18 protein-coding genes and 1 pseudogene are annotated in these 18,694 nt (G+C 69.0%); 10 read left to right on the forward strand and 9 right to left on the reverse strand.

The annotated features are described in order from the left end of the window. The 4 genes from TSO221_RS09915 to TSO221_RS09930 all read left to right on the forward strand — a co-directional run. On the forward strand, nt 1-1,273 hold a 1,273-nt coding region (locus TSO221_RS09915), incomplete at its 5' end, for a flavoprotein (protein ID WP_199229430.1). Beyond that, nucleotides 1,270-2,505, forward strand: coding sequence for an MFS transporter (locus tag TSO221_RS09920; RefSeq protein ID WP_109118336.1), 1,236 nt, complete (start codon nt 1,270-1,272; stop codon nt 2,503-2,505). The genes TSO221_RS09915 and TSO221_RS09920, both read left to right, overlap by 4 nt. Before the next feature lie 75 nt (nt 2,506-2,580). Beyond that, nucleotides 2,581-3,171, forward strand: coding sequence for an RNA polymerase sigma factor (locus TSO221_RS09925; protein ID WP_109118337.1), 591 nt, complete (start codon nt 2,581-2,583; stop codon nt 3,169-3,171). Continuing rightward, on the forward strand, nt 3,168-4,451 hold the full coding sequence (locus TSO221_RS09930; RefSeq protein WP_109118338.1) for an MFS transporter: 1,284 nt from the start codon (nt 3,168-3,170) through the stop codon (nt 4,449-4,451). Before TSO221_RS09925 ends, TSO221_RS09930 begins: the two co-directional genes overlap by 4 nt. Here TSO221_RS09930 and TSO221_RS09935 read toward each other — a convergent pair. Then, complete coding sequence (locus TSO221_RS09935; protein ID WP_109118339.1) at nt 4,405-5,058, reverse strand: enoyl-CoA hydratase-related protein; 654 nt, start codon at nt 5,056-5,058, stop codon at nt 4,405-4,407. The genes TSO221_RS09930 and TSO221_RS09935 overlap by 47 nt on opposite strands. 465 nt (nt 5,059-5,523) lie before the next feature. Here TSO221_RS09935 and TSO221_RS09940 point away from each other — a divergent pair, with 465 nt between their 5' ends. From TSO221_RS09940 to arsB, 3 genes are read left to right on the forward strand one after another with little or no spacing between them, the layout of a single operon-like run. Then, nucleotides 5,524-5,871, forward strand: coding sequence for a winged helix-turn-helix domain-containing protein (locus tag TSO221_RS09940; RefSeq protein WP_109118340.1), 348 nt, complete (start codon nt 5,524-5,526; stop codon nt 5,869-5,871). Between the two features lie 30 nt (nt 5,872-5,901). Beyond that, nucleotides 5,902-6,396, forward strand: coding sequence for an arsenate reductase ArsC (locus tag TSO221_RS09945; RefSeq protein ID WP_109118341.1), 495 nt, complete (start codon nt 5,902-5,904; stop codon nt 6,394-6,396). After that, nucleotides 6,393-7,457: an ACR3 family arsenite efflux transporter gene (gene arsB, locus TSO221_RS09950; RefSeq protein WP_247877988.1), complete on the forward strand. Its 1,065-nt coding sequence runs from the start codon at nt 6,393-6,395 to the stop codon at nt 7,455-7,457. Before TSO221_RS09945 ends, arsB begins: the two co-directional genes overlap by 4 nt. A 103-nt stretch (nt 7,458-7,560) precedes the next feature. Here the strand turns inward: arsB and TSO221_RS09955 are convergent, their stop codons facing one another. Next, complete coding sequence (locus TSO221_RS09955) at nt 7,561-8,760, reverse strand: hypothetical protein (protein WP_158284041.1); 1,200 nt, start codon at nt 8,758-8,760, stop codon at nt 7,561-7,563. An 88-nt stretch (nt 8,761-8,848) separates the two neighbouring features. Between TSO221_RS09955 and TSO221_RS09960 the strand changes: the two genes are divergently transcribed. Continuing rightward, complete coding sequence (locus tag TSO221_RS09960) at nt 8,849-9,799, forward strand: LysR substrate-binding domain-containing protein (RefSeq protein ID WP_158284042.1); 951 nt, start codon at nt 8,849-8,851, stop codon at nt 9,797-9,799. A 42-nt stretch (nt 9,800-9,841) separates the two neighbouring features. On the opposite strand, the pseudogene TSO221_RS09965 reads toward TSO221_RS09960, so the two are convergent. The 6 genes and pseudogenes from TSO221_RS09965 to TSO221_RS09990 all read right to left on the reverse strand — a co-directional run. After that, nucleotides 9,842-10,288 (reverse strand): annotated as a pseudogene (locus tag TSO221_RS09965) (molybdopterin dinucleotide binding domain-containing protein); the annotation flags it as partial. 131 nt (nt 10,289-10,419) lie between these two features. Beyond that, complete coding sequence (locus TSO221_RS09970; RefSeq protein ID WP_247877989.1) at nt 10,420-11,301, reverse strand: hypothetical protein; 882 nt, start codon at nt 11,299-11,301, stop codon at nt 10,420-10,422. A gap of 38 nt (nt 11,302-11,339) precedes the next feature. Further along, nucleotides 11,340-12,344: an MlaD family protein gene (locus tag TSO221_RS09975; RefSeq protein WP_109118345.1), complete on the reverse strand. Its 1,005-nt coding sequence runs from the start codon at nt 12,342-12,344 to the stop codon at nt 11,340-11,342. After that, the gene (locus tag TSO221_RS09980) at nt 12,341-13,006 is read right to left on the reverse strand and encodes an organic solvent ABC transporter ATP-binding protein (RefSeq protein ID WP_109118370.1); all 666 of its coding nucleotides are present in this window, start codon (nt 13,004-13,006) and stop codon (nt 12,341-12,343) included. The genes TSO221_RS09975 and TSO221_RS09980 overlap by 4 nt, the downstream gene beginning before the upstream one ends. Continuing rightward, the gene (locus tag TSO221_RS09985; protein WP_109118346.1) at nt 13,006-13,836 is read right to left on the reverse strand and encodes an ABC transporter permease; all 831 of its coding nucleotides are present in this window, start codon (nt 13,834-13,836) and stop codon (nt 13,006-13,008) included. Before TSO221_RS09985 ends, TSO221_RS09980 begins: the two co-directional genes overlap by 1 nt. Continuing rightward, a complete protein-coding gene (locus tag TSO221_RS09990; protein ID WP_109118347.1) occupies nt 13,833-16,169 on the reverse strand; it encodes an adenylate/guanylate cyclase domain-containing protein in 2,337 nt (778 codons plus the stop codon). Before TSO221_RS09990 ends, TSO221_RS09985 begins: the two co-directional genes overlap by 4 nt. Before the next feature lie 437 nt (nt 16,170-16,606). On the opposite strand from TSO221_RS09990, the gene TSO221_RS09995 reads away from it, so the two are divergent. Beyond that, nucleotides 16,607-17,377, forward strand: coding sequence for a DUF2092 domain-containing protein (locus TSO221_RS09995; RefSeq protein WP_199229431.1), 771 nt, complete (start codon nt 16,607-16,609; stop codon nt 17,375-17,377). A 2-nt stretch (nt 17,378-17,379) separates the two neighbouring features. Further along, on the forward strand, nt 17,380-17,586 hold the full coding sequence (locus tag TSO221_RS10000; RefSeq protein ID WP_199229432.1) for a hypothetical protein: 207 nt from the start codon (nt 17,380-17,382) through the stop codon (nt 17,584-17,586). Nucleotides 17,587-17,595: 9 nt separating this feature from the next. Here TSO221_RS10000 and TSO221_RS10005 read toward each other — a convergent pair whose 3' ends face one another. After that, nucleotides 17,596-18,681, reverse strand: a complete 1,086-nt coding sequence (locus TSO221_RS10005; RefSeq protein WP_109118350.1) for a hypothetical protein — start codon at nt 18,679-18,681, stop codon at nt 17,596-17,598. Nucleotides 18,682-18,694 lie beyond the last annotated feature (13 nt).

The following is an 18,694-nucleotide window of genomic DNA, read 5'->3' on the forward strand; positions in this document are numbered from 1 at the left end:
CCTCTTCGAGCGCGGCCCGGCGGTCGGCGCCTCGCTGCGGGCGTGGGCGCACGTCCGCGTCTTCTCGCCGTGGCGCTACAACGTGGATGCCGCCGCCCGCACGCTGCTGGAGGCGACGGGCTGGACCGCGCCGGACGACGAGGCGCTGCCCACCGGGGGCGGGATCGTGCGCGACTACCTGGAGCCGCTGGCCGCGCATCCCGGCATCGCGCCGCACCTCCGCCTCGGTGCCGAGGTGCTGGGCATCACCCGGTCCGGCCTCGACAAGCTGACGACGTCCGGCCGCGCCGATGCCCCGCTCGTGGTGAGCTGGCGCGACCGCGACGGAACCGAGCACCGGACCGCGGCGCACGCGGTGATCGACGCTTCCGGCACCTGGTTCACCCCGAACCCGATGGGCGTCGACGGGCTGCCGGTCCCCGGCGAGCGAGCCGCGGCGGACCGCATCGCCTACGGCATCCCCGACGTGCTGGGCGCGGAGCGCGAGACCTACGCCGGCGTGGCGACGCTGGTGGTCGGCTCCGGGCACTCGGCGATGAACGCCGTGCTCGACCTGCTGACCCTGCGGGAACAGGCGCCGGGCACGCGCGTGCTGTGGGCCCTGCGCCGGAACCAGATGGCACGGCTTCTCGGCGGCGGCCTGAACGACCAGCTGCCGGCGCGCGGAGCCCTTGGCGTCGCCGCCACCCGCGCCATTGCGGAGGGGCGGCTGGAGCTCTTGAGCCCCTACGCCGCCGAGCGCGTGGAGCGCGCCGGGGACGGCCTGCGCATCACCGGCGCCCTTGACGGGCGACCGCACGAGATGCGGGTGCAGCGCGTCATCGTCGCCACGGGCTTGCGGCCGAACCTCTCCATCCTGCGCGAGCTGCGCGTCGAGTTGGACCCGCTGGTCGAGGCGCCGCCGAAGCTGGCGCCGCTGATCGACCCGAACCTGCATTCCTGCGGCACGGTGCCGCCGCACGGCGTGGAGGAGCTGTCGCATCCAGAGCCCGGCTTCTACATCGTCGGCGGCAAGAGCTACGGCCGCGCCCCGACCTTCCTGATGGCGACGGGATACGAGCAGGTCCGCTCGGTGGTGGCGGAGATCGCCGGCGACCACGTGGCGGCCCGCGACGTTCATCTCGTACTGCCGGAGACCGGCGTGTGCAGCTCGGACGCCCTGTTCGCCGAGGAGGAGGAAACCGCCGGTGGCTGCTGCGGCACGCCGGCGCCTGCTCCAGCCGCGCCAGCCACGCCGGCCAAGGCCACCGGCTGCTGCACGAGGGTGGCATGACCGACGCCGTGGCCGGCGCGCGTCCGCATCCGGCGCCGCGCGTCGGCCGGCGGCCGTTCATCGCGGCGCTCGGCGTCGGCCAGATCGTCTCCTGGGGCACGCTCTACTACAGCTTCCCGCTGATGGCCGGGCCCATGGCCCAGGAGTTCGGCTTGAGCAAGCCGGAAGTGTACGGTGCGGCCACCGTGGGACTCGCCGCGGCGAGCCTCGCGGCCTACCCGGTCGGCGCCGCCATCGACCGCGGGCACGGGCGGGCGGTGATGGCGGCGGGCTCCGGGCTGGCCTCCCTGCTGCTGCTGGTCTGGGCGCTGCTGCCGGCGAGCTGGGCGCTCTACCCGCTGTTCGTCGGCATCGGGCTGGCGCAGGCGATGACGCTGTACGAGCCGGCCTTCGCGGTCGTCGCCCGCCGCTACGGCGCGGGGGTGCGGGCGGGGATCACCACGCTGACGCTGTGGGGCGGCTTCGCCAGCACCGTCTTCGTGCCGGTCATCCAGCTGCTGCTCGACCAGGTCGGCTGGCGCCCCGCCCTGGCTGTGCTGGCACTTGCCAACCTAATGTTCGGGATGGTGCCGCACCTCGCCGTGATCGACCGCGGCACCGATGCGCCGGCCCCGTCCACCGGGCCGATGGCCGGCCGGACGGCGATCGGCTGGGCGCTGCGGCGTCCGGCGTTCTGGGGGCTGCTGGTGGCCTTCACCGTCTACTACGGCACCTTCTCGGCGCTGACCTTCCACCTCTACCCGCTGCTGATCGAGCGTGGCTTCGACGCGGTGACGGTAGTCGGCGCCATCGCCATCATCGGGCCATCCCAGGTGGCTGGGCGGGTCGCCGTCTGGCTCTTCGCGGCGCGGCGGTCGATCCGGGCGGTCGGCTCGATCACCGTGCTGGGCTTCCCGGCCGCGCTGCTGCTGTTCTGGGCGTTGCCGCCGGGGTTCGTGTCGTTGGCCGTGTTCGCCACCGTCTACGGCGCGGCCAACGGGATCATGACCATCGTGCGCGGGCTCGCCGTGCCGGAGATGCTGACCCGCGACGCCTACGGCGCCATCAACGGCGCGCTCGCGGTGCCGGCCACCGCTGCCAAGGCCGCCGCCCCGGTGCTGGCCGCCGCGCTGTGGGCGGCGACGGGCTCCTACGATGCGGTTCTGACCGCAGCGTTCGCCGGTTCGGTCGTGGTGGTGCTCGGGTTCTGGGCGGCGGCGTTGCACGGCCGTCCCGCCGGTGGCGTGCGCTGACCCTGTAACGCATCGCGCGTCCGCCTCGTCCAACGGGAAAGGGCCTCCGCGGCCCTCCCCATCAAGGAGAAGAGGATGAGGCCTCCAGACTTCGAGAGCGGCGCCGGCCCGGCGCTCCCGACCGCGACCGACTTGGCCGTTCATCGTGCCGGTCTGCACCGTTTCGTCCTGAGCGTCGTCGGCAACCCGGACCTCGCCGAGGACATCGTGCAGGAGACCCTGTTGCGGGCGATGACATCGCCGGCCGGATTTGCCGGCCGATCTCGGCCGATGACCTGGCTGTCGGCGATCGCCCTCAACGCCCTGCGCGACCACTACCGCCGGCGCTCCACCCGCACCGAGGTTGCGGCCGACGAGGCGGCGCTGGAGGAGGTGCCGTCCGATGACGACGTCGTGCTGGCGCTGATGCAGGACGAGATGGGCGCTTGCATCGCCGAGCACCTCACGGCGCTGCCCGACCGGCAGCGCGAGGTGCTGACCCTGCACGACATCGGCGGCGCCAGCCACGCCGAGGTCGCCGAGGCACTGGGGATCAGCGAGGGCAACGCCCGGGTGCTGCTGCACCGCGCCCGCGCCGCGTTGCGCGAGCGCTTGGCGTGCCACTGCCGGATCGACTTCGGCCGCGACGCGGTGCCCTGCACGCCGCGGTCCGGAGGCGAGCCATGAGCCCCGAACCGCTCAATGTGCCGGTGCCGGCCGCTTTGCTTCCCAAGGAACGGGAGACCGTGATGACCACGCCCAAGAGCCGGTACAGCCCGGCCGCCGTCCTCGTCGCCGCCTCGGTCATCCTGGCGCTCTCGCTGGGAGTCCGGCACGCCTTCGGGCTGTTCCTCCAGCCGGTCTCCATGGACGGCGGCTGGGGCCGCGAGGTGTTCGCCTTCGCCATCGCCCTGCAAAACCTCGTCTGGGGCGCCGCGCAACCCTTCGCCGGCATGGCCGCCGACCGGATCGGCGCTGGCAGGATGATCGTGGCCGGCACCGTCCTGTACGTGGCGGGCCTGCTGGTCATGGCGCAGCCGCAGGGTCCGCTCACCTTCATCCTCGGTGCTGGCGTCCTGGTGGGGCTCGGCCTCAGCGGCACGACCTACCCGCTGGTGCTCGGGGCGGTGTCGCGGGCGGTCCCGCCGGAGCGGCGCAGCCTTGCGCTCGGCATCGCCATGGCCGGGGCGGCGTTCGGCCAGTTCCTCATGCTGCCCGGCGCGCTGCTCGGCATCGACCTCCTTGGCTGGTCGGGGGCGCTGGTCGCCTTGTCGATCGTCACCGCCGCCATGGTCCCGTTCAGCGTGCCGCTGTTCGAGCGCCCGGCGGAGTCGGCGCGTGCCGTTCACGACACGACGGCGGGAACGGCGATTCGTGCGGCGCTGGCCCACCGCGGGTTCCAGTTGCTGGCGCTCGGCTTCTTCGTCTGCGGCTTCCAGGTGGTGTTCATCGCCACCCATTTGCCCGCCTTCCTGACCGACAAGGGGTTGCCGTTCGAGACCGGCTCGACCGTGCTCGCCCTCATTGGGCTGTTCAACATCGCCGGAGCCTATGTTGCCGGCCTGTGGGGCGGGCGCTACCGCAAGCCGACGCTGCTCGCCTGGCTCTATCTGGCCCGCGCCGTGATCATCGCGGCCTTCGCGTTCCTGCCGGTGAGCGTGTGGAGCGCCTACGCCTTCGGGGCCGTCATGGGGCTGTTCTGGCTGTCTACGGCGCCGCTGACCAACGGCACCATCTCCGATCTGTTCGGCGTGCGGAACATATCTATGCTCGGCGGCGTGGTCTTCTTCGCTCACCAGCTCGGTGCCTTTCTGGGCGGCTGGATCGGGGGTGTGCTGTACGACCGCCTCGGTTCCTATGACGGGGCGTGGCTGCTCGCCATCGGGCTCAGCCTCGTCGCCGCCATGCTCAACGTGCCGATCAAGCTCGATACGCCGGCCGCGGAGCCGGCGAAGGTGGCGACATGAGGGCGCTGCGCAGCGTTGTCCTGGCGGTGATCGGCCTCGTCTTGCTGGCAGCGATCTGGCCCCTGTACCGGGCTCCGGCCATGGGGATGATGCTGTCGGCCACAACCTTCTGCCAGTGAGGAGAGGGCGCGACATCCTTGCGCCCGACGGCGCGCGCCAGCGCCACCCCCGGCGTTGAACAGAACAGGCCGAGGTTGATTCCCGGCGTGGCGAAGCGGGCCGTCGTCGAGGCATAAGCCAAATCGCAGCTCGCCACCAGCTGGCAGCCGGCTGCGGCCGCCGCCCCGTGGACCTTGGCGATCACCGGCTGGGGCAGCCGCACGATGGCGGTCATCACCCGCGCGCACAGGGCGAACAGCGCCGCCACGGGGGCGCGTCCCTCCAGCGTGCACATCTCCCGCACGTCGTAACCGGCGCAGAAGGCCCGCCCATTGGCGGCCAGAACCACCACCTTGACCGCCCGGTCGACTGCGAGCGTGGCGAGCGTCCGTTCCAGCTCGGTCAGCAGCGCGACGGACAGGGTGTTGTGGGCTTCAGGCCGGTTGAGCGTCAGCGTGGCGACGCCGGCCTCGATTCGGGTGAGCAGGATCGGTTCGGCTTCGGGCACGTCGATCTCTCCGTGTCTGGTGCCGATCGGGCGAGCTGCGCAGCACGAACGGCGCCCGCACCCAGCGCGTGCCAGGGTGCGGGCGCCGGGGTGGCGCGGGTCGGGGTCCACCCGGTCGATGGGAAGGATTGGTCAGCAGCAGCCCGCCGGAGCCGCCGTGGGGGCGCAACCGGCCGCCACCGAGACCGCCACCAGTTCCTTCTCCCGCATCGTCAGGGACATCATCGTCTCCGCCCAGGGGAGGCGCGGCCGATCCGCGCCTCATGCCCTGACGGGCCGGGTGCCGGAACGTTACATCCCGCCGCACCCACGGCATGAATCGGCGCTTTCGCCCGAACCTGCCTCCGTCACCGGACGTTCCGATATTTCGATAATGCTCAAAATGCCCTTGGCGGACCGTTCCACCCATGATATTTCGACATTACTGGAAATAACAAAGCAACCCGGCGATCGCGAGGGAGCACCGTGGACAAGAAGGATGTCCTGTCGTCGTTGGCCGCACTGTCACAGGAGACCAGGCTGGACATCTTCCGCCTGCTCGTCCAGGCAGGCCCCGAAGGCCGCTCGGCGGGAGCCATCGCCGACGCGCTCGGCGTGGCGCCGGCAACCCTGTCCTTTCACCTGTCGAACCTGACCCATGCCGGCCTGATCGTGCAGCGGCGCGCGAGCCGCTCGCTGATCTACACCGCCGATTTCGACCGCATGAACGCTCTCCTCGGCTTCCTGGCGGAGAACTGCTGCGGTCGTCCCACCTCCGTCCCCACCTGTGAGCCGGTCTGCGCGCCGTCTTCGGCCGCGTCCTGTGGCAAGTGATCCCGGCCACCGCCAATCCTGGAGCAACAAATGACCGAGGAGCGCGTCTACAACGTGCTGTTCCTGTGCACGCACAACAGCGCCCGCAGCGTGCTGGCGGAGTGCATCCTGAACCGTGAGGGCAAGGGCCGCCTGCGCGGTTTCAGCGCCGGCAGCCAGCCCTCCGGCCGCATCAACCCCTTCGTCCGCGACCTGCTGGAGCGGCTGGGCTTTCCCACCACCGACCTGCGCTCCAAGACCTGGGACGCGTTCGCCACGGCTGAGGCGCCGCGCATGGATTTCGTCTTCACCGTCTGCGACAACGCGGCCGGCGAGGTCTGCCCGGTGTGGCCCGGCCAGCCGGTCACCGCGCACTGGGGCTTCCCCGACCCGTCCAGCGCCCAAGGGACCGACGCCGAGAAGGCGGCCTTCACCGCCGACGTGTTCCGCCAGATCGAGCGCCGCATCCAGGCCTTCGTCAGCCTGCCTTTCGCGTCCCTCGACCGGCTGGCGCTGAAGCGCCGGCTGGAGGACATGGCGCGATGACGGCCGCCGCCCACACCGCCCCGGCGGCCCGCCCGGCGATGGGCACCTTCGAGCGCTACCTGAGCGTTTGGGTGGCGCTGTGCATCGCCACCGGCATTGCGCTGGGGCACCTGATCCCCGGCGCCTTCGCGGCCGTGGCGGCGGCCGAGGCCGCCAAGGTCAACCTGCCGGTGGCGGTGCTGATCTGGTTGATGATCGTGCCGATGCTGCTGAAGATCGACTTCGGCGCCCTGCACGAGGTGAAGGAGCACTGGCGCGGCATCGCGGTGACGCTGTTCATCAACTGGGCGGTCAAGCCGTTCTCAATGGCGCTGCTGGGCTGGCTGTTCGTCGCCACGCTGTTCCGCGGCCTGCTGCCGGCCGACCAGATCGACGGCTACATCGCCGGCCTGATCCTGTTGGCCGCCGCCCCCTGCACGGCCATGGTGTTCGTCTGGTCGAATCTGTGCGGCGGCGAGCCGCACTACACGCTGAGCCAAGTTGCCTTGAACGACCTGATCATGGTGGTCGCCTTCGCACCGCTCGTCGGGCTGCTGCTGGGCGTGGCGTCGATCACCGTGCCCTGGGACACCTTGCTGCTGTCGGTGGTGCTCTACATTGTGGTTCCGGTCGTCGCGGCCCAGACATGGCGGCGCAGCCTTCTGGCCGCCGGCAGCGACAGGGCGCTGAAGCAGGTCCTGGACCGTCTTCATCCGGTGTCCCTGGTGGCGCTGCTGGCCACGCTGGTGCTGCTGTTCGGCTTCCAGGGGGAACAGGTGCTGGCCCAGCCGCTCGTCATCCTGCTGCTGGCGGTACCGATCCTGATCCAGGTCTATCTGAACGCCGGGCTGGCGTACTGGCTGGCGCGGCAGTTCGGTGTGGCGTGGTGCGTGGCGGCGCCCGGCGCGCTCATCGGGGCCTCCAACTTCTTCGAGCTGGCGGTCGCGGCGGCGATCAGCCTGTTCGGCCTCCAGTCCAGCGCGGCCTTGGCCACGGTGGTCGGCGTGCTGGTCGAGGTGCCGGTCATGCTGTCGGTGGTGAGGATCGTCACGGCGACCCGCGACTGGTACGAGGCCCGCTGAGCGCGCCCGGCGGACGGCGTTGCATCGTTCCGACCGGTGCTGGACGCGGGACGCGGGGCGGATCATCTCGATGCGCCCCGCGTCTTGATGCCGATCAGGACCGTCAGAGCAGTCCGGCCGCGTTCATGGCGCAGACGGTCAGGAGGGCGGCGACGCCCTGCAGGATCGGGCCGACGGCCAGGATCCGCACCGCCGCCGCGTCGTCCTGCCCGACGAAGGCGTCCTGCCGCACCAGCCAGAAGAGGCTGTCGTTCGGCGTGATCGTCACGAAGGCACCGGCGCACATCGCCAGGGCGGCGGCCTCGGGCGAGACCTGGAGGGATGGAAGCAGGGCTGCGATGATGCCGCTCGTGCCGGCGAAGGTCGCCATGGATGACCCCTTCACCACCTTGAAGCTGGCCGTGAAGACGAACAGCGCCGGCAGGACGAGCCCGGTGGAGACGAGCGCTTCGGCCCAGCGGGTCACCGGGACCGTCTGGACCAGCATCGAGCCGAGCGCGCTGGCCGCACCGATCGTCAGCAGCAGCGGAGCGGTGCGCCGCATGCCGCTTTCCAGGGCCTGGGTCCGCTCGTCGGCCGCCAGCGGCACCAGGGCGATGACGGCGGCGACCAGCAGCGCACCTTTGGGGGTCAGCAGGAAATCGACCAGCGGCGACAGTTCCATGTGGCCCCGGGCCATGAAGCCGGCCGCCAGCAGGACGATGATGGAGCCGAGGGGAGCGGCCACCCGGCCGGTCAGACGGCCCTTGGGGACCGGGGTTCCGTCCTTGGTCTTACGTTCGTAATGGCGGGCGTACAGCAGCCCGACGATCCAGGCGACGATGAAGACGGGGACGGCGACGACCGCCAGACGGTTGTTCAGGCCCCCCAAGGCCGTCGCCACGATCGCCGGCCCGGCCGGCACCAGCAGCTTGAAGCCGGCGTAGGCGCCGAACACGAGCGAGAGCTTGCGCCCGGCGGCCATGGGCGACAGTGCGGCGTAGGCGGTGTCGGGACAGACCATGCCGGCCCCGGCGAACGGGGCGAGGATGGTGGAGACCCGCCCCGATCCCGCCGCCGCGTCGGAACGGGACAGGGCCGCCGCAAGGGTGAAGGACGGGATGAGGATCAGGACGAACTCGCCGAGCGAGCCGCCGAAGCCGGCATCGACCGCGTGGATCAGTGCCGAACTGTCCATTCCGCTCGCGATGCCCAGCGCCAGGGTGGCCAGCACCATCACCAGGGGGAGCGGGATGAACAGCAGCAGGGAGACCAGCGACCGCCGGGCTGGTGCTTTCTGCTCCGCAACCGCGCATTCACTCATGGACGTGTCCTCGACGCGAACGTGTAATTCCCCTAAGATCCTGGGGGGAAAAAGGCTCCCCGCAAAACGACTAATGGCGGCGGTCTGCATGAGTCAGGATCATCCAAGGACCGGCCATCCGTCCCTTCTTGCAGTCCGCGCGTTCGAGGCGGCCGCGCGCCTGGGCAGCTTCACCCTGGCGGCCGAGGAACTGCGGTTGACCCAGAGCGCCGTCAGCCGCCATGTCCGCTCGGTCGAAGAGTGGTTCGCCGTGGAGTTGTTCGTCCGGCGCGGCCGGTATGTTGCGCTGACCGACGAGGGGCGGGAGTACTTCGGTGCCGTCTCCGACGGGCTGGAGCGCATCCGCCGTGCGAACGATTCCCTGCTCCGGCGTGGCCGCCGTGAGGAGCAGGTGACGCTCTCGCTGCTGCCCTCGGTCGCCGCGCTGTGGCTGGCGCCGCGCCTGCCGGACTTCACCGGCCGATACCCGGACGTCGATCTGCGCATCCAGGCCAGCATGACGCTGGCCGATCTCCGGCGGGACGGCATCGATCTCGCGTTGCGCTACGGGCTCGGCACGTGGCCGGGCCTTCGCGCCGAGCGTCTGGCGGAGGAGAGGCTGATTCCGGTGTGCGCCCCGGCCTACGCCGGCCGCCTGGGTCTTGGCGGCGATCCGGAGGGTTTGGCGGCGGCGGTCCTGCTGACAGACAACATTCCCGGCGGCTGGGCGAACTGGTTGCGCGCGGCCGGTCTTGATCCCGCCGCCATGAGGTTCGGCCCTTGCTTCGACGAAGGCACCAGCCTTTATCGCGCGGCGGCGGCCGGTGCCGGCGTGGCGCTCGGCCGCTCCCTGCTAATCGACCGCGACATCGCCGAAGGGCGGCTGGTCGTGGCGACACCGTTCAGCATCCCGGCGACATACAGCTACTGGCTCGTGCAGCCGGAGGAGCAGAAGCCCCGCCGGGCGGCCTCTCTGCTGGCCGGCTGGCTGCGGGAACAGATCGCCGAACTGGCCCGGCCCCTTGAGCCCGGACCGGTGGACGGCGTGGCCGTCAGCTGACCAGCGGGTATTCGATGGGCTTGAAGCGCCGGGCTTGGCGCTCAGTGCCGGGTAGGCCATGGCCTGCGTCGAGCCGGTCTCGCTGTGGACTTCGACCAGATCGCCGGCGGCGACACCCAGCCGCTTCATGTCGTCGGGGTTCAGTTCGATGGGCGCCACCGGCATGCGCTCCCGGACGAACGGAAGATGCACGTCGTAGAAGGCGTTCTGCCAGACCAAGTTGGCGCGGCCGTTGTTGATCAGGAAGGCGTGCGTGTCCTTCTGCCGCCTCCGGGCCTCGATCTGCAAGCCGCGCCACTCCGCCTTCAGGAACCGGGCGCGCCCGTCCTCCAGCTTGAATTTTCCGTCGGCGTAGAGCCGTTGCGTTCCCCGCAGCCGTCCATCCTTGTAGGTCTGCACCGGCTCCTGCGCGCCGTTGGTGCCCGACGCCCGCAGGCGCTCGTAGGTGACGAAGGCGCCGCCGTCGACATGGCGGGGATAGCCGTCCATGAAGGCGTCCTCTTCGGTGCGCCAGTTGAACTTTCCCTTGAAACGGCTGGCACAGGCGCGTCACTGGCTTCACGTGGATCGGTCACCATCAAAACTGCGTCAGAGCCAGCGTTGCACGCCGAAATGGATTCCTAAGGGCGTACAAGCTTGAGCCGAAGCCTACCAGCCTCCGCAGCAAGCCCAGGCTGGCCGGTCCTGCGGGCGAGATGTTCCGCCCGACGGAGTAACGCTGCCGCGCCGCTGCCGACAGGCCCCGCCAGAGAGGCACTTCGGCCGGCTCGGAAATAAAGGTCGGCCGCCTCGGCAAGCCGGCCGCCGCTCTCGGCAGCCCGCGCCGCCGACTCCAGAGCGCGTGCGACCCCCACTTCGTCGCCGTTGGCGCGGCGTAATTTCTCCTCGGCCGTAAAGGCGGCCAATGCCGTGCCCACGTCGCCGTCCAATGAGGCGAGCCGACCGGTGAGGGCGAGCCGGTCGGCCGCCAGCTCGGGCTCCTCTGAGGCAGGCAGCTTCTCGATCGCGTCCTGCAGCGCGGTCCTGTCACCTTGGTCTGCCGCGATCAGGCCGATCAGATAAGTGGCTCGGGCCGTGACGAGCACATCCTTGCTGGATTCGGTAATCTCCCGGGCAAGTTGCCGGGTCTTCTGTGCGTCGCCCAGACGGTAGTGGGCGGTTGCCTCGACCAGAGTGAGGGCAGTCGGAACAGAGCGCCCCCGTCGCAGGAGTTCCGAACGGCTCCGCGCGGCGACCGCCGCCGCGTCCGCCGCCTTGCCCCGGCGCAGTTCCGATAGCGCCAGTTCCTGCCCCGCCACCGCGATGGCGGCAACGTCGTCGAGCCTGTAGGCACGGTCCAGGGCACGGGTGTAGACGGTGGTCGCCTGGTCGTAGCGGCCCGCGAGGAAGGCATGGCGCGCGGTTTCCAACACCGATACGGTTTCGGCATCCTCGATGCCGCCGGTGTCTGGAGTGCCCTTCGGCCCGCCGCCACAACCGCCGAGGAACACCATGATCGCCATCGGAATTGCCGCTGTCACGGAGCCAACCCGCGGCAGCCTCACGGGCGGACCTCCAGCGGCGAGAGAGGCCGGCGTTGGACCTGGGAAGTGCCGCTGTTCCCGCCGATCAGCCAGTTGCCCTGCAAGGTCACCAGCAGCTTCTCCAGTTGGGTAACGGTTGCCTGGACTTGGGCGACGAGCATCGGCAATTCCGCCGTAGCCGAATTGGCCCGGCCGGCTAGGTCGCGGAGTTGCGGCGTCAGGCGGTTCAGATTGTTGAGCAGCCGATCGACCGAGACCAGCGCCGTGTCGGCGTGGCCGATGGCTGGAGGCAGCATCCGAATCGCCTCCGCGACCTCGCCGAGCAGTGTGTTGACCGAGATCAGCACCGCGTCGACGTGGTTCATGGACGCAGGCACCATCCGGGCCGCCGCCTCCAGTTCCCGGACCACCGTGTCGTCCGTGAGCAGGCGGCCGAGGGTCCCCTCTCCGCGCTCCAGCCGTTCGGTGATGGCGGCAAGGGCGGCGATCGTCCGGTCGGTCTTCTCGATGAGCGGGATGATCCTGGCGCTCAGGTCCTGCACCAGTTTCCCGACGTCGGCGGTGGCCGCGCGTTCGGTCTCGGCCGTCAGGACCGCGTACTTCCAGTTCAGCGGCTCACCCGAGCCCCGCGAGATGTCCAGAAAGGCCGCCCCGGCGATGCCGAACTGCTTGCGGATCAGGACGCGGGAGTCGCTGCGGATGAAGGGCTGCATGGCGCGTTCGATGCGGACGACGGCATGGAAGCTGGCGCTGGGATCGATGACGATCTCCTCCACCCGGCCGGCTCCGGTGCCCAGCACCTGCACGTCCGACCCGCGGACAAGGCCGGCCGGCCCGTCGGCCGGCAGAACGATATGGAGCGTCGCCGACGGATTGAGCATCCGTTGCAGCATGCCCGCCTGAAGCACCGCGGCAACGAACAGGGTTCCGGCCACCAGCATCAGCAGGCCGGCCCGCCGACTGGTCTGCCGGAAGCCGGCATGGGTGTTCAAATACGTGGCCGCCTGCCGGTCCGCCGTCATGGCCGGTCCCTCGCCGCTGCGATGACGCTGCCGCGCAGCCGGCAGCGCTGACTGGCTGGAATCGCTTTATCGTGCCACAGGTCGGGGTCAAGGGTAAACCAGACCGCCGCGGTGCCCCGGTCGCGCACCGTGCGGATCATATTGATCAAGGCGCCGGTCAGGTCCGCCGGCGGCCCTTCCAGAATGACCAGCGCCGGCGACCCCATGAAGGCCCGCACCAGATCCGCCCGCGCGAGATCACCGGGCGCGCAGTCCGATGGCAAGCCTGTCGGCACGCCGGGAAGCCCGAAAGCCACGGAAAGGCGGCTTGCCTCGTCCCGGATGTCGGCCTCGGGTCGCATCGTGTGATGGAGCTGTGCCAGCATGATGTTGTCGATCACGCTCAGGTAGGAGATCCAGGCGCCCGGTCGGAAGCCGTGTCCGATCCGGCCGCGCAACGCGTTGGCAAGATCGGGCGGAAGCCGGCGCCAGTCCCGGCCGAGCATGCGGACGGATCCGCGAACCGGATTGGTCAGGCCGCAGGCGGCATCGGCCATGACCCGTTCGTTCTGCTCGCCGCCGTGATCGATCAGGACGAGTTCGCCCGCATCCAACGTCAGGTCCACCGTAACGCCGCTGTCCAGCGTCGCCGCAGCGAACTCGATCACCGGCACATCGGCCATCATTGCACCACGAGGCTGACGACGCCGCTGATCAGGAAGATGAGGAGCAGCGCGCGGAAGAACCCGACGGCCAGCAGCGCCCCGTCGCCGCGACGGCTGCGGAGGTCCGGCCCGGTCATCGCGGTGACGCAGCAGACGGTCCCGATCGCGAAGCCCATGCTCAGGGAGTTCAGCGGCAGCACGGCGTAACCCTGCGCGCCGATCGTGCCGAGGAAGCCGAGCAGGATCGTGCCGGGTGGCTGATGGCTCACGTGAAAGGTCATGGCGGCCAGCAGCGCGACGACCGGAGCTATGGCGACGAACAGCATGGTCAGGCAGAACACGCTGACCGACAGCGCCGCAACCCGCGGAACGACGAACAGGACGAAGGGGTCGACGCCCTGCGCGTCCAGGGCCCGCATCCGCCCGTCCGCCCGCATCCGGCTCAGTTCGCTCAGGATGATCAGGCCGCTGTGGCCGATCGCCAGCACGCCGACCGTAAACGGTGCTATTTCGCGCACCAGGATCCTCAGGATGATCGCGCTGAGTTGGGTCGACTGGCCGAGCTGCTCCAGCCACCAGAGCACCTGGAACAGCAGCCCGAAACCGGTAAGGATGGCGGCGAGCGCGACCGAAGAGACACAGTCGGCCCCGGCAACCCCCATGAAACGGACGAACTCGCGCCGCGCCGGCCGGCGCCACGTACTCGGCCGGACCATGTGGCCGAGCACCGCGGCCCCCACCGCCGCCGTGTCGATGACCCACTCGAACCGCCACGGCCTGTCCGTCCTGCCCCCCGATTCATCGGCAGCGGGCGGTGTCCCGGTGACCGGGGCGGGGGTGTCGGTCACAGCCGCCCCCGCAGGAAGTAGGTTGTCATCTCGCCCAGCCGCTCCAGATAGAAAGCGCCGCGCACACGGAAGGCGAACCCGTTGCGCAGCAGCGCGTAGGTGGTCTCCGTCACCTGAATGGCGCCGCTGGGCGCTGCCGTCGCCATGGCGCCGGCGACGCGCACCGTCTCGCCCCACACGTTGAACACCACTTGGCCGAAACCGACGGCCGAGCCCATCACTGGCCCGGTGTCGAACCCCATGGCATAGCCCGGCGGGCGACCCAGCCGGGTGAACAGCCGGTCGCACTCGGCGTCCATCTCCAGCGCGAACGCCGCAAGCCGGGTCGCAGCGGCGGCGGGATTTCCGTCGAAACCCTCCGCGGCGACGATCTGGTCGGTCAGGATTTTCAGATAGCGGATGCCGAGCCGTTCCGCCGCCCTTTGGCAGGCGGCGACGATCTCCCCGATGCCGGCCGTCTGAGCCGTGTTGCCGGTCGCCAACGCGACGTCGTCGGCCATCCGCAGCACCAGCACGGTCACCTGTGGAAACCGCATGGCCGAAACCTGCTCCTCGCGCAGCCCGCGCCGCGCGATCTCCTGGAGTTGCAGGCGGTCGCGCTCGACGGAAATCGCAGCGCTCCGCAGGGTCGGTGGATCGAACGATGATCCGTGGGCTTCAACCTCCAGGATCACGGGGGCTTCGGCCGCGGGACTATGGGCCTCCGCAGCGACGAAACCGGGCGCCAGCAGCTTCCCCAGGAGACGGGCGAAGCCCTCGCTTACGCCGACATCGCCGGCCCCATCCTCAATCCAGAGACAGCCCAGGGTGCGGTCGCCGGCGCGGACCGGCACCGCCAGGAGGGAGCGTCGGCCCGTCGCGCGGAGATACGGGGCAAGCCCGGACGTGCGCGGGTCCGTTTCGGCATCGCCCGTCGCCACGATTTCGCCGGCCAGCAGCTCTTGGCGGAACAGCGGACAGTGGTCGAGCGGGATTGCCGCCGCCGAGACATGCCCGCGGTTGTCCCGGTCGAACCCGTCGGTGCAGATCAATCTCTCCCCATCGATGCGCCACAGACTGACGCCGTGGGCCATTGTGGCATCCGCGGCGATTTCCATGGCCCGCCGGAGCGCCGCCGCATCGCCCGGATCGGCAAGCGTTCCAAGCCGGCCCAGCGCGGTGAATCCGGCGCCTTGCCGCTCAAGCTCCCGCTGACGGCGGCGCACGGCGCGCACGTTACGGTCTGCGGAATAGGCCTGCCAGACAAGAAACCCGGCCATGGCCATGGCGAGCAGCACGACCGTCCCGGACAGCAGCAGCGCCTTGCGGTTGTTGGCGGCGACGAACTCGACGAAGTCGCTTTCATGCGCAATCAGCAACAGCCACCAGTCCCGCCTGAGCGTCGCGCGCAGTGGGTGGGCCGACACCATATGCCGGTTGCCGCCGATCTCTATCGCCCCGTGGATCTCGCCGGCAATGCGGACCCGGTCGAACACCTCGCGAAGCAGCGGGTCGCCCAGTTCCTCGATCCGCGCCGGGCGCAGCGCATCGCCGTCCGGCCGCGGCATGGCGCGGATGTCGGGCACCGCGACCAGGCGGCCGTCGCCGTCGACCAGCACCGCCTTGCCGGTCGCCCCGACCTTCAACGTGTCCAGGAATCCGCCAATGTCCATCAGGTCGAGGTCGGCGGCGGCGACCGCGCCGGAGCGGTTTGGCAGGACGCGGGAAACGGTGATGCCCGGCGACTGCCGGGTAAAGAACACGTAGATGTCGCTCCAGACGGTTCGGTTCCCTTCCACCGCGGCGCGATACCAGGGGCGGGACGCCGGATCGTAGCGATCGGCGGGATCCTCCTCGATTGCGCGCACCGTGCCGTCCGTGGTGCGGCGCGTCCAGGTGACGGTTCGTCCGGCCGGCCCGATCGTGATGCGTTTCGTGTCCAGCGTATCGGCGTCCGAGCGTTGCACCATCATGAAGCGGCCGTCCTCTGCCCCAACGTACAGGGTCGCGAGCTGTGGCCGGGCCCCCATCAGGGCAAGGGCGATCGTTTCCGATGCCGGGGCATCGGGGCCGCCACCGGCGTAGGCGAGGATCCTGACCGCGTCGGCGGCGGAGTCGAGATAGGCCGAGACTTGGCTGCCGGCGCGCTGGTCCAGTGCCTCGATCAGGTCCCGGGCGAGGACCAACGCGTCCCGCCGGTTCACGGAGTAGGAGTAGAGCGCGGTTCCGACGAGGGCCGCAGCCATCATCAGCACGCCGAGGATGGGGACGCCCAGGCGGAAGAACCGGCGGATGCGACGGCGCCGGGCCTCCGCCGGATCAGCGTCGACGTCAATGATTTCCCGCCGTGCCACGACGCGAGCCTCCAGGCATCGCTCCGCCGCGCAGGCCACCTCAGTATTCGTGCGCCGCGCTCCAGCGCTGGAGAGGCTTGCACAGCGTTGTTGCATGAATCCTGTCACAGGCAGTCTGCGCTCCCTGCCCCCGAAACTCAGGCGATCTTTCGGAGGGGGCGACAACTTTCGCGCCGGCTTGATCGTGCGGCTGTGGAGGAGGTCGAGCTTTCCTCGGTCGGACATCGTGGTCTCGGCCCTCCGGAGCACGGGGAGAAGCCCGATCTCGGAGAGGATGCTGATCCACACAAGGGCCAATTGGCGGCCCTACCAGTTCGATTGGTGATCTTACCAATAGGTTATATGCTGAAGTCACGTTGCCGGAGGGTAAGGTTCGCTGACAAACTCTATGTCGATGGAAGGTGATGATTACTGGATACCACCGAAGGGGACGTCTCATGCACAGCGCAACTGCATGGGTGCTTTTTCTGGCTGCAGCGTTCGCGGGAACGGCTGCTCACGCTGATGAAGCCGGTGCCGAAAAATTACTTAAAGGTATGTCTGACTATCTTAGTGCACAAAAGGCAATATCATTCGATTTTGACACCAATCTCGAAATCGTCAGCACGCAAGATCAAAAAATTGCGTTGGCAAGCTCCGGTACTATGTCGCTCAATCGCCCTGATAAGCTTCACGTGACGCGGACCGGTGGGTTTGCGAATATGGAAATGGTCTTTGACGGGAAGACGGTTACGTTGCTTGGCAAGAACACCAACCTGTACGCTCAAGTCGAGGCAACCGGCACGATCGACCAATTGGCCGACGTGTTGCGGGACAAGTACCACAGGCCCGTCCCAGGCGCCGATCTGCTGATGTCGGATCCGTATAAGGAACTGATGGCGGAGGTCAACGACGTGAAGGATCTGGGAAGCGGCGTGATCCGTGGCGTCGAATGCGATCATCTTGCTTTCAGGACGAACGACGTCGATTGGCAAATCTGGATCGCGCAAGGAGTGCGGCCTTATCCGTGCCGTTATGTCATCACGAGCAAGAAGGTTGCCGGGTGGCCGCAATACACTGTCGATATTTGGGCGTGGAAGGCTGGAGCAGAGGTCGCATCCGACAGTTTCAAACTGCAAATCCCCGCCGACGCCAAGAAATTGACGCCGGAAGAAATCCGCGAGCTTAGCGATATCCCCGCTCTTTTCTCGGGAAAAGGAGCAAACTGATCATGTTGAAGCGCATCGGCGTTGGTTTGCTGGCGATAGCCATGTACGGTATTTGTCTGGAATTCGGCGAGCGATTCGAGGTTCCGGGCGTGCGCAGCGCCGTCCCCACCGCCGAGGCTGTCGTCGGCCGCCCCCTGACGCCGGTGAGTTATGCCGGCGTCGCGCGAAGGACCTCGCGCCGCTGTGCAGCAGGCGTTTACGACTGCTAGGCCCAGATCTCACCGGGCGGATGCCGTCAGGTCCTCCTCGACAAAACGCAAAAGCGCCTCCGCCAGTGCCTCGCGCGGATACGCATTCTGCGTCACGAACAACGAGCCGATGGTGTCATGCGTTCGGGAGATCGGCACCGCAAGCGCCCAGTGGTCGGCGTTGACATAGCCCATGAGGGTGCTGCCGGGTACGACCTGGTCATAGAAGATCATCTGGCTGTCGTTGCGCGCATCGATGCGGGCAAGTTTGTCGTAACTCGATGTCAGGATCGACGAGATGCGGTCCGGCTGCGGGAAGGTGACGAGCGAGTAGTACCGCAACGCGCGAGGAAGCGGGTTCTGCGCCAGCCATTTCTTGCGCGTTGCGGACCGCAGGCTGTTTATTGCACCGCCGTCGCCTGAGGTGCAGGTCGCCCCGGGAAAGTGCCGCAGCAGGTCGGCCTGGTATTGCTCGGCATCGTCAGCGAGCGCCGACCCTCCGACGGCACCCGCGGCGCTGACCACCGCGGCCACACGGCTGTGAATCTCAGGGTAGGCGACCACCGCCTCCAGGATGTCCGGCGCACCTTTCGAGTAGCCGATCAGCACAAGACGCGATGCTCCGGCCTCCGCCGGCATCGCCATGATCGCATCGCGGATTTGCCGTGCGTTGTTGGCGGAACTCGACAGCGCGTCGACCTTGACCTGCAGCAGATCATACCCGAACTGGCGCACGTGCGTCGCGACAGTGCCGGGCGCCTGCAGCCACTGCTCGAAACACTCGTACCCAACGCCGGCGACCATCACGCCGACCAAGCGCCGTTTCGATGGGCCGAGCTCGACGCGCTTGCCGGTGCCGGCGGGTTCGCTGCCGACGCGGGTCAGGGCGTCCTCGCAGGGGCGGTAATCAGGAATGTCGCGTCCTCGCGCCTCCAGCACGGCGCAGTAGATCTCACGGAAACGCCCCCGCTTGTCCTCCACCCTGGCCTGGGAGGCCGGGACGAGAGCAAGTGGCGGCGTGTCCGTCGAGTAAGGAATCAGCGGCTTTGCCGTGCATGCCCCGAGGGTGAGGCAGCCCGCGACGGCCAACAACACATTGCTGCTGCTCAACGGCATGCGAGGAGCGCGG

The organism is Azospirillum sp. TSO22-1, from assembly GCF_003116015.1.
Classification (GTDB): domain Bacteria; phylum Pseudomonadota; class Alphaproteobacteria; order Azospirillales; family Azospirillaceae; genus Azospirillum.

Coding starts and splice junctions, on each gene's coding strand:
- TSO221_RS09920 (WP_109118336.1), top strand. CDS start 1,270: ATGACCGACGCCGTGGCCGGCGCGCGTCCGCATCCGGCGCCGCGCGTC.
- TSO221_RS09925 (WP_109118337.1), top strand. CDS start 2,581: ATGAGGCCTCCAGACTTCGAGAGCGGCGCCGGCCCGGCGCTCCCGACC.
- TSO221_RS09930 (WP_109118338.1), top strand. CDS start 3,168: ATGAGCCCCGAACCGCTCAATGTGCCGGTGCCGGCCGCTTTGCTTCCC.
- TSO221_RS09945 (WP_109118341.1), top strand. CDS start 5,902: ATGACCGAGGAGCGCGTCTACAACGTGCTGTTCCTGTGCACGCACAAC.
- arsB (WP_247877988.1), top strand. CDS start 6,393: ATGACGGCCGCCGCCCACACCGCCCCGGCGGCCCGCCCGGCGATGGGC.
- TSO221_RS09955 (WP_158284041.1), bottom strand. CDS start 8,760: ATGAGTGAATGCGCGGTTGCGGAGCAGAAAGCACCAGCCCGGCGGTCG.
- TSO221_RS09960 (WP_158284042.1), top strand. CDS start 8,849: ATGAGTCAGGATCATCCAAGGACCGGCCATCCGTCCCTTCTTGCAGTC.
- TSO221_RS09970 (WP_247877989.1), bottom strand. CDS start 11,301: ATGGCGATCATGGTGTTCCTCGGCGGTTGTGGCGGCGGGCCGAAGGGC.
- TSO221_RS09975 (WP_109118345.1), bottom strand. CDS start 12,344: ATGACGGCGGACCGGCAGGCGGCCACGTATTTGAACACCCATGCCGGC.
- TSO221_RS09980 (WP_109118370.1), bottom strand. CDS start 13,006: ATGGCCGATGTGCCGGTGATCGAGTTCGCTGCGGCGACGCTGGACAGC.
- TSO221_RS09995 (WP_199229431.1), top strand. CDS start 16,607: ATGCACAGCGCAACTGCATGGGTGCTTTTTCTGGCTGCAGCGTTCGCG.
- TSO221_RS10000 (WP_199229432.1), top strand. CDS start 17,380: ATGTTGAAGCGCATCGGCGTTGGTTTGCTGGCGATAGCCATGTACGGT.
- TSO221_RS10005 (WP_109118350.1), bottom strand. CDS start 18,681: ATGCCGTTGAGCAGCAGCAATGTGTTGTTGGCCGTCGCGGGCTGCCTC.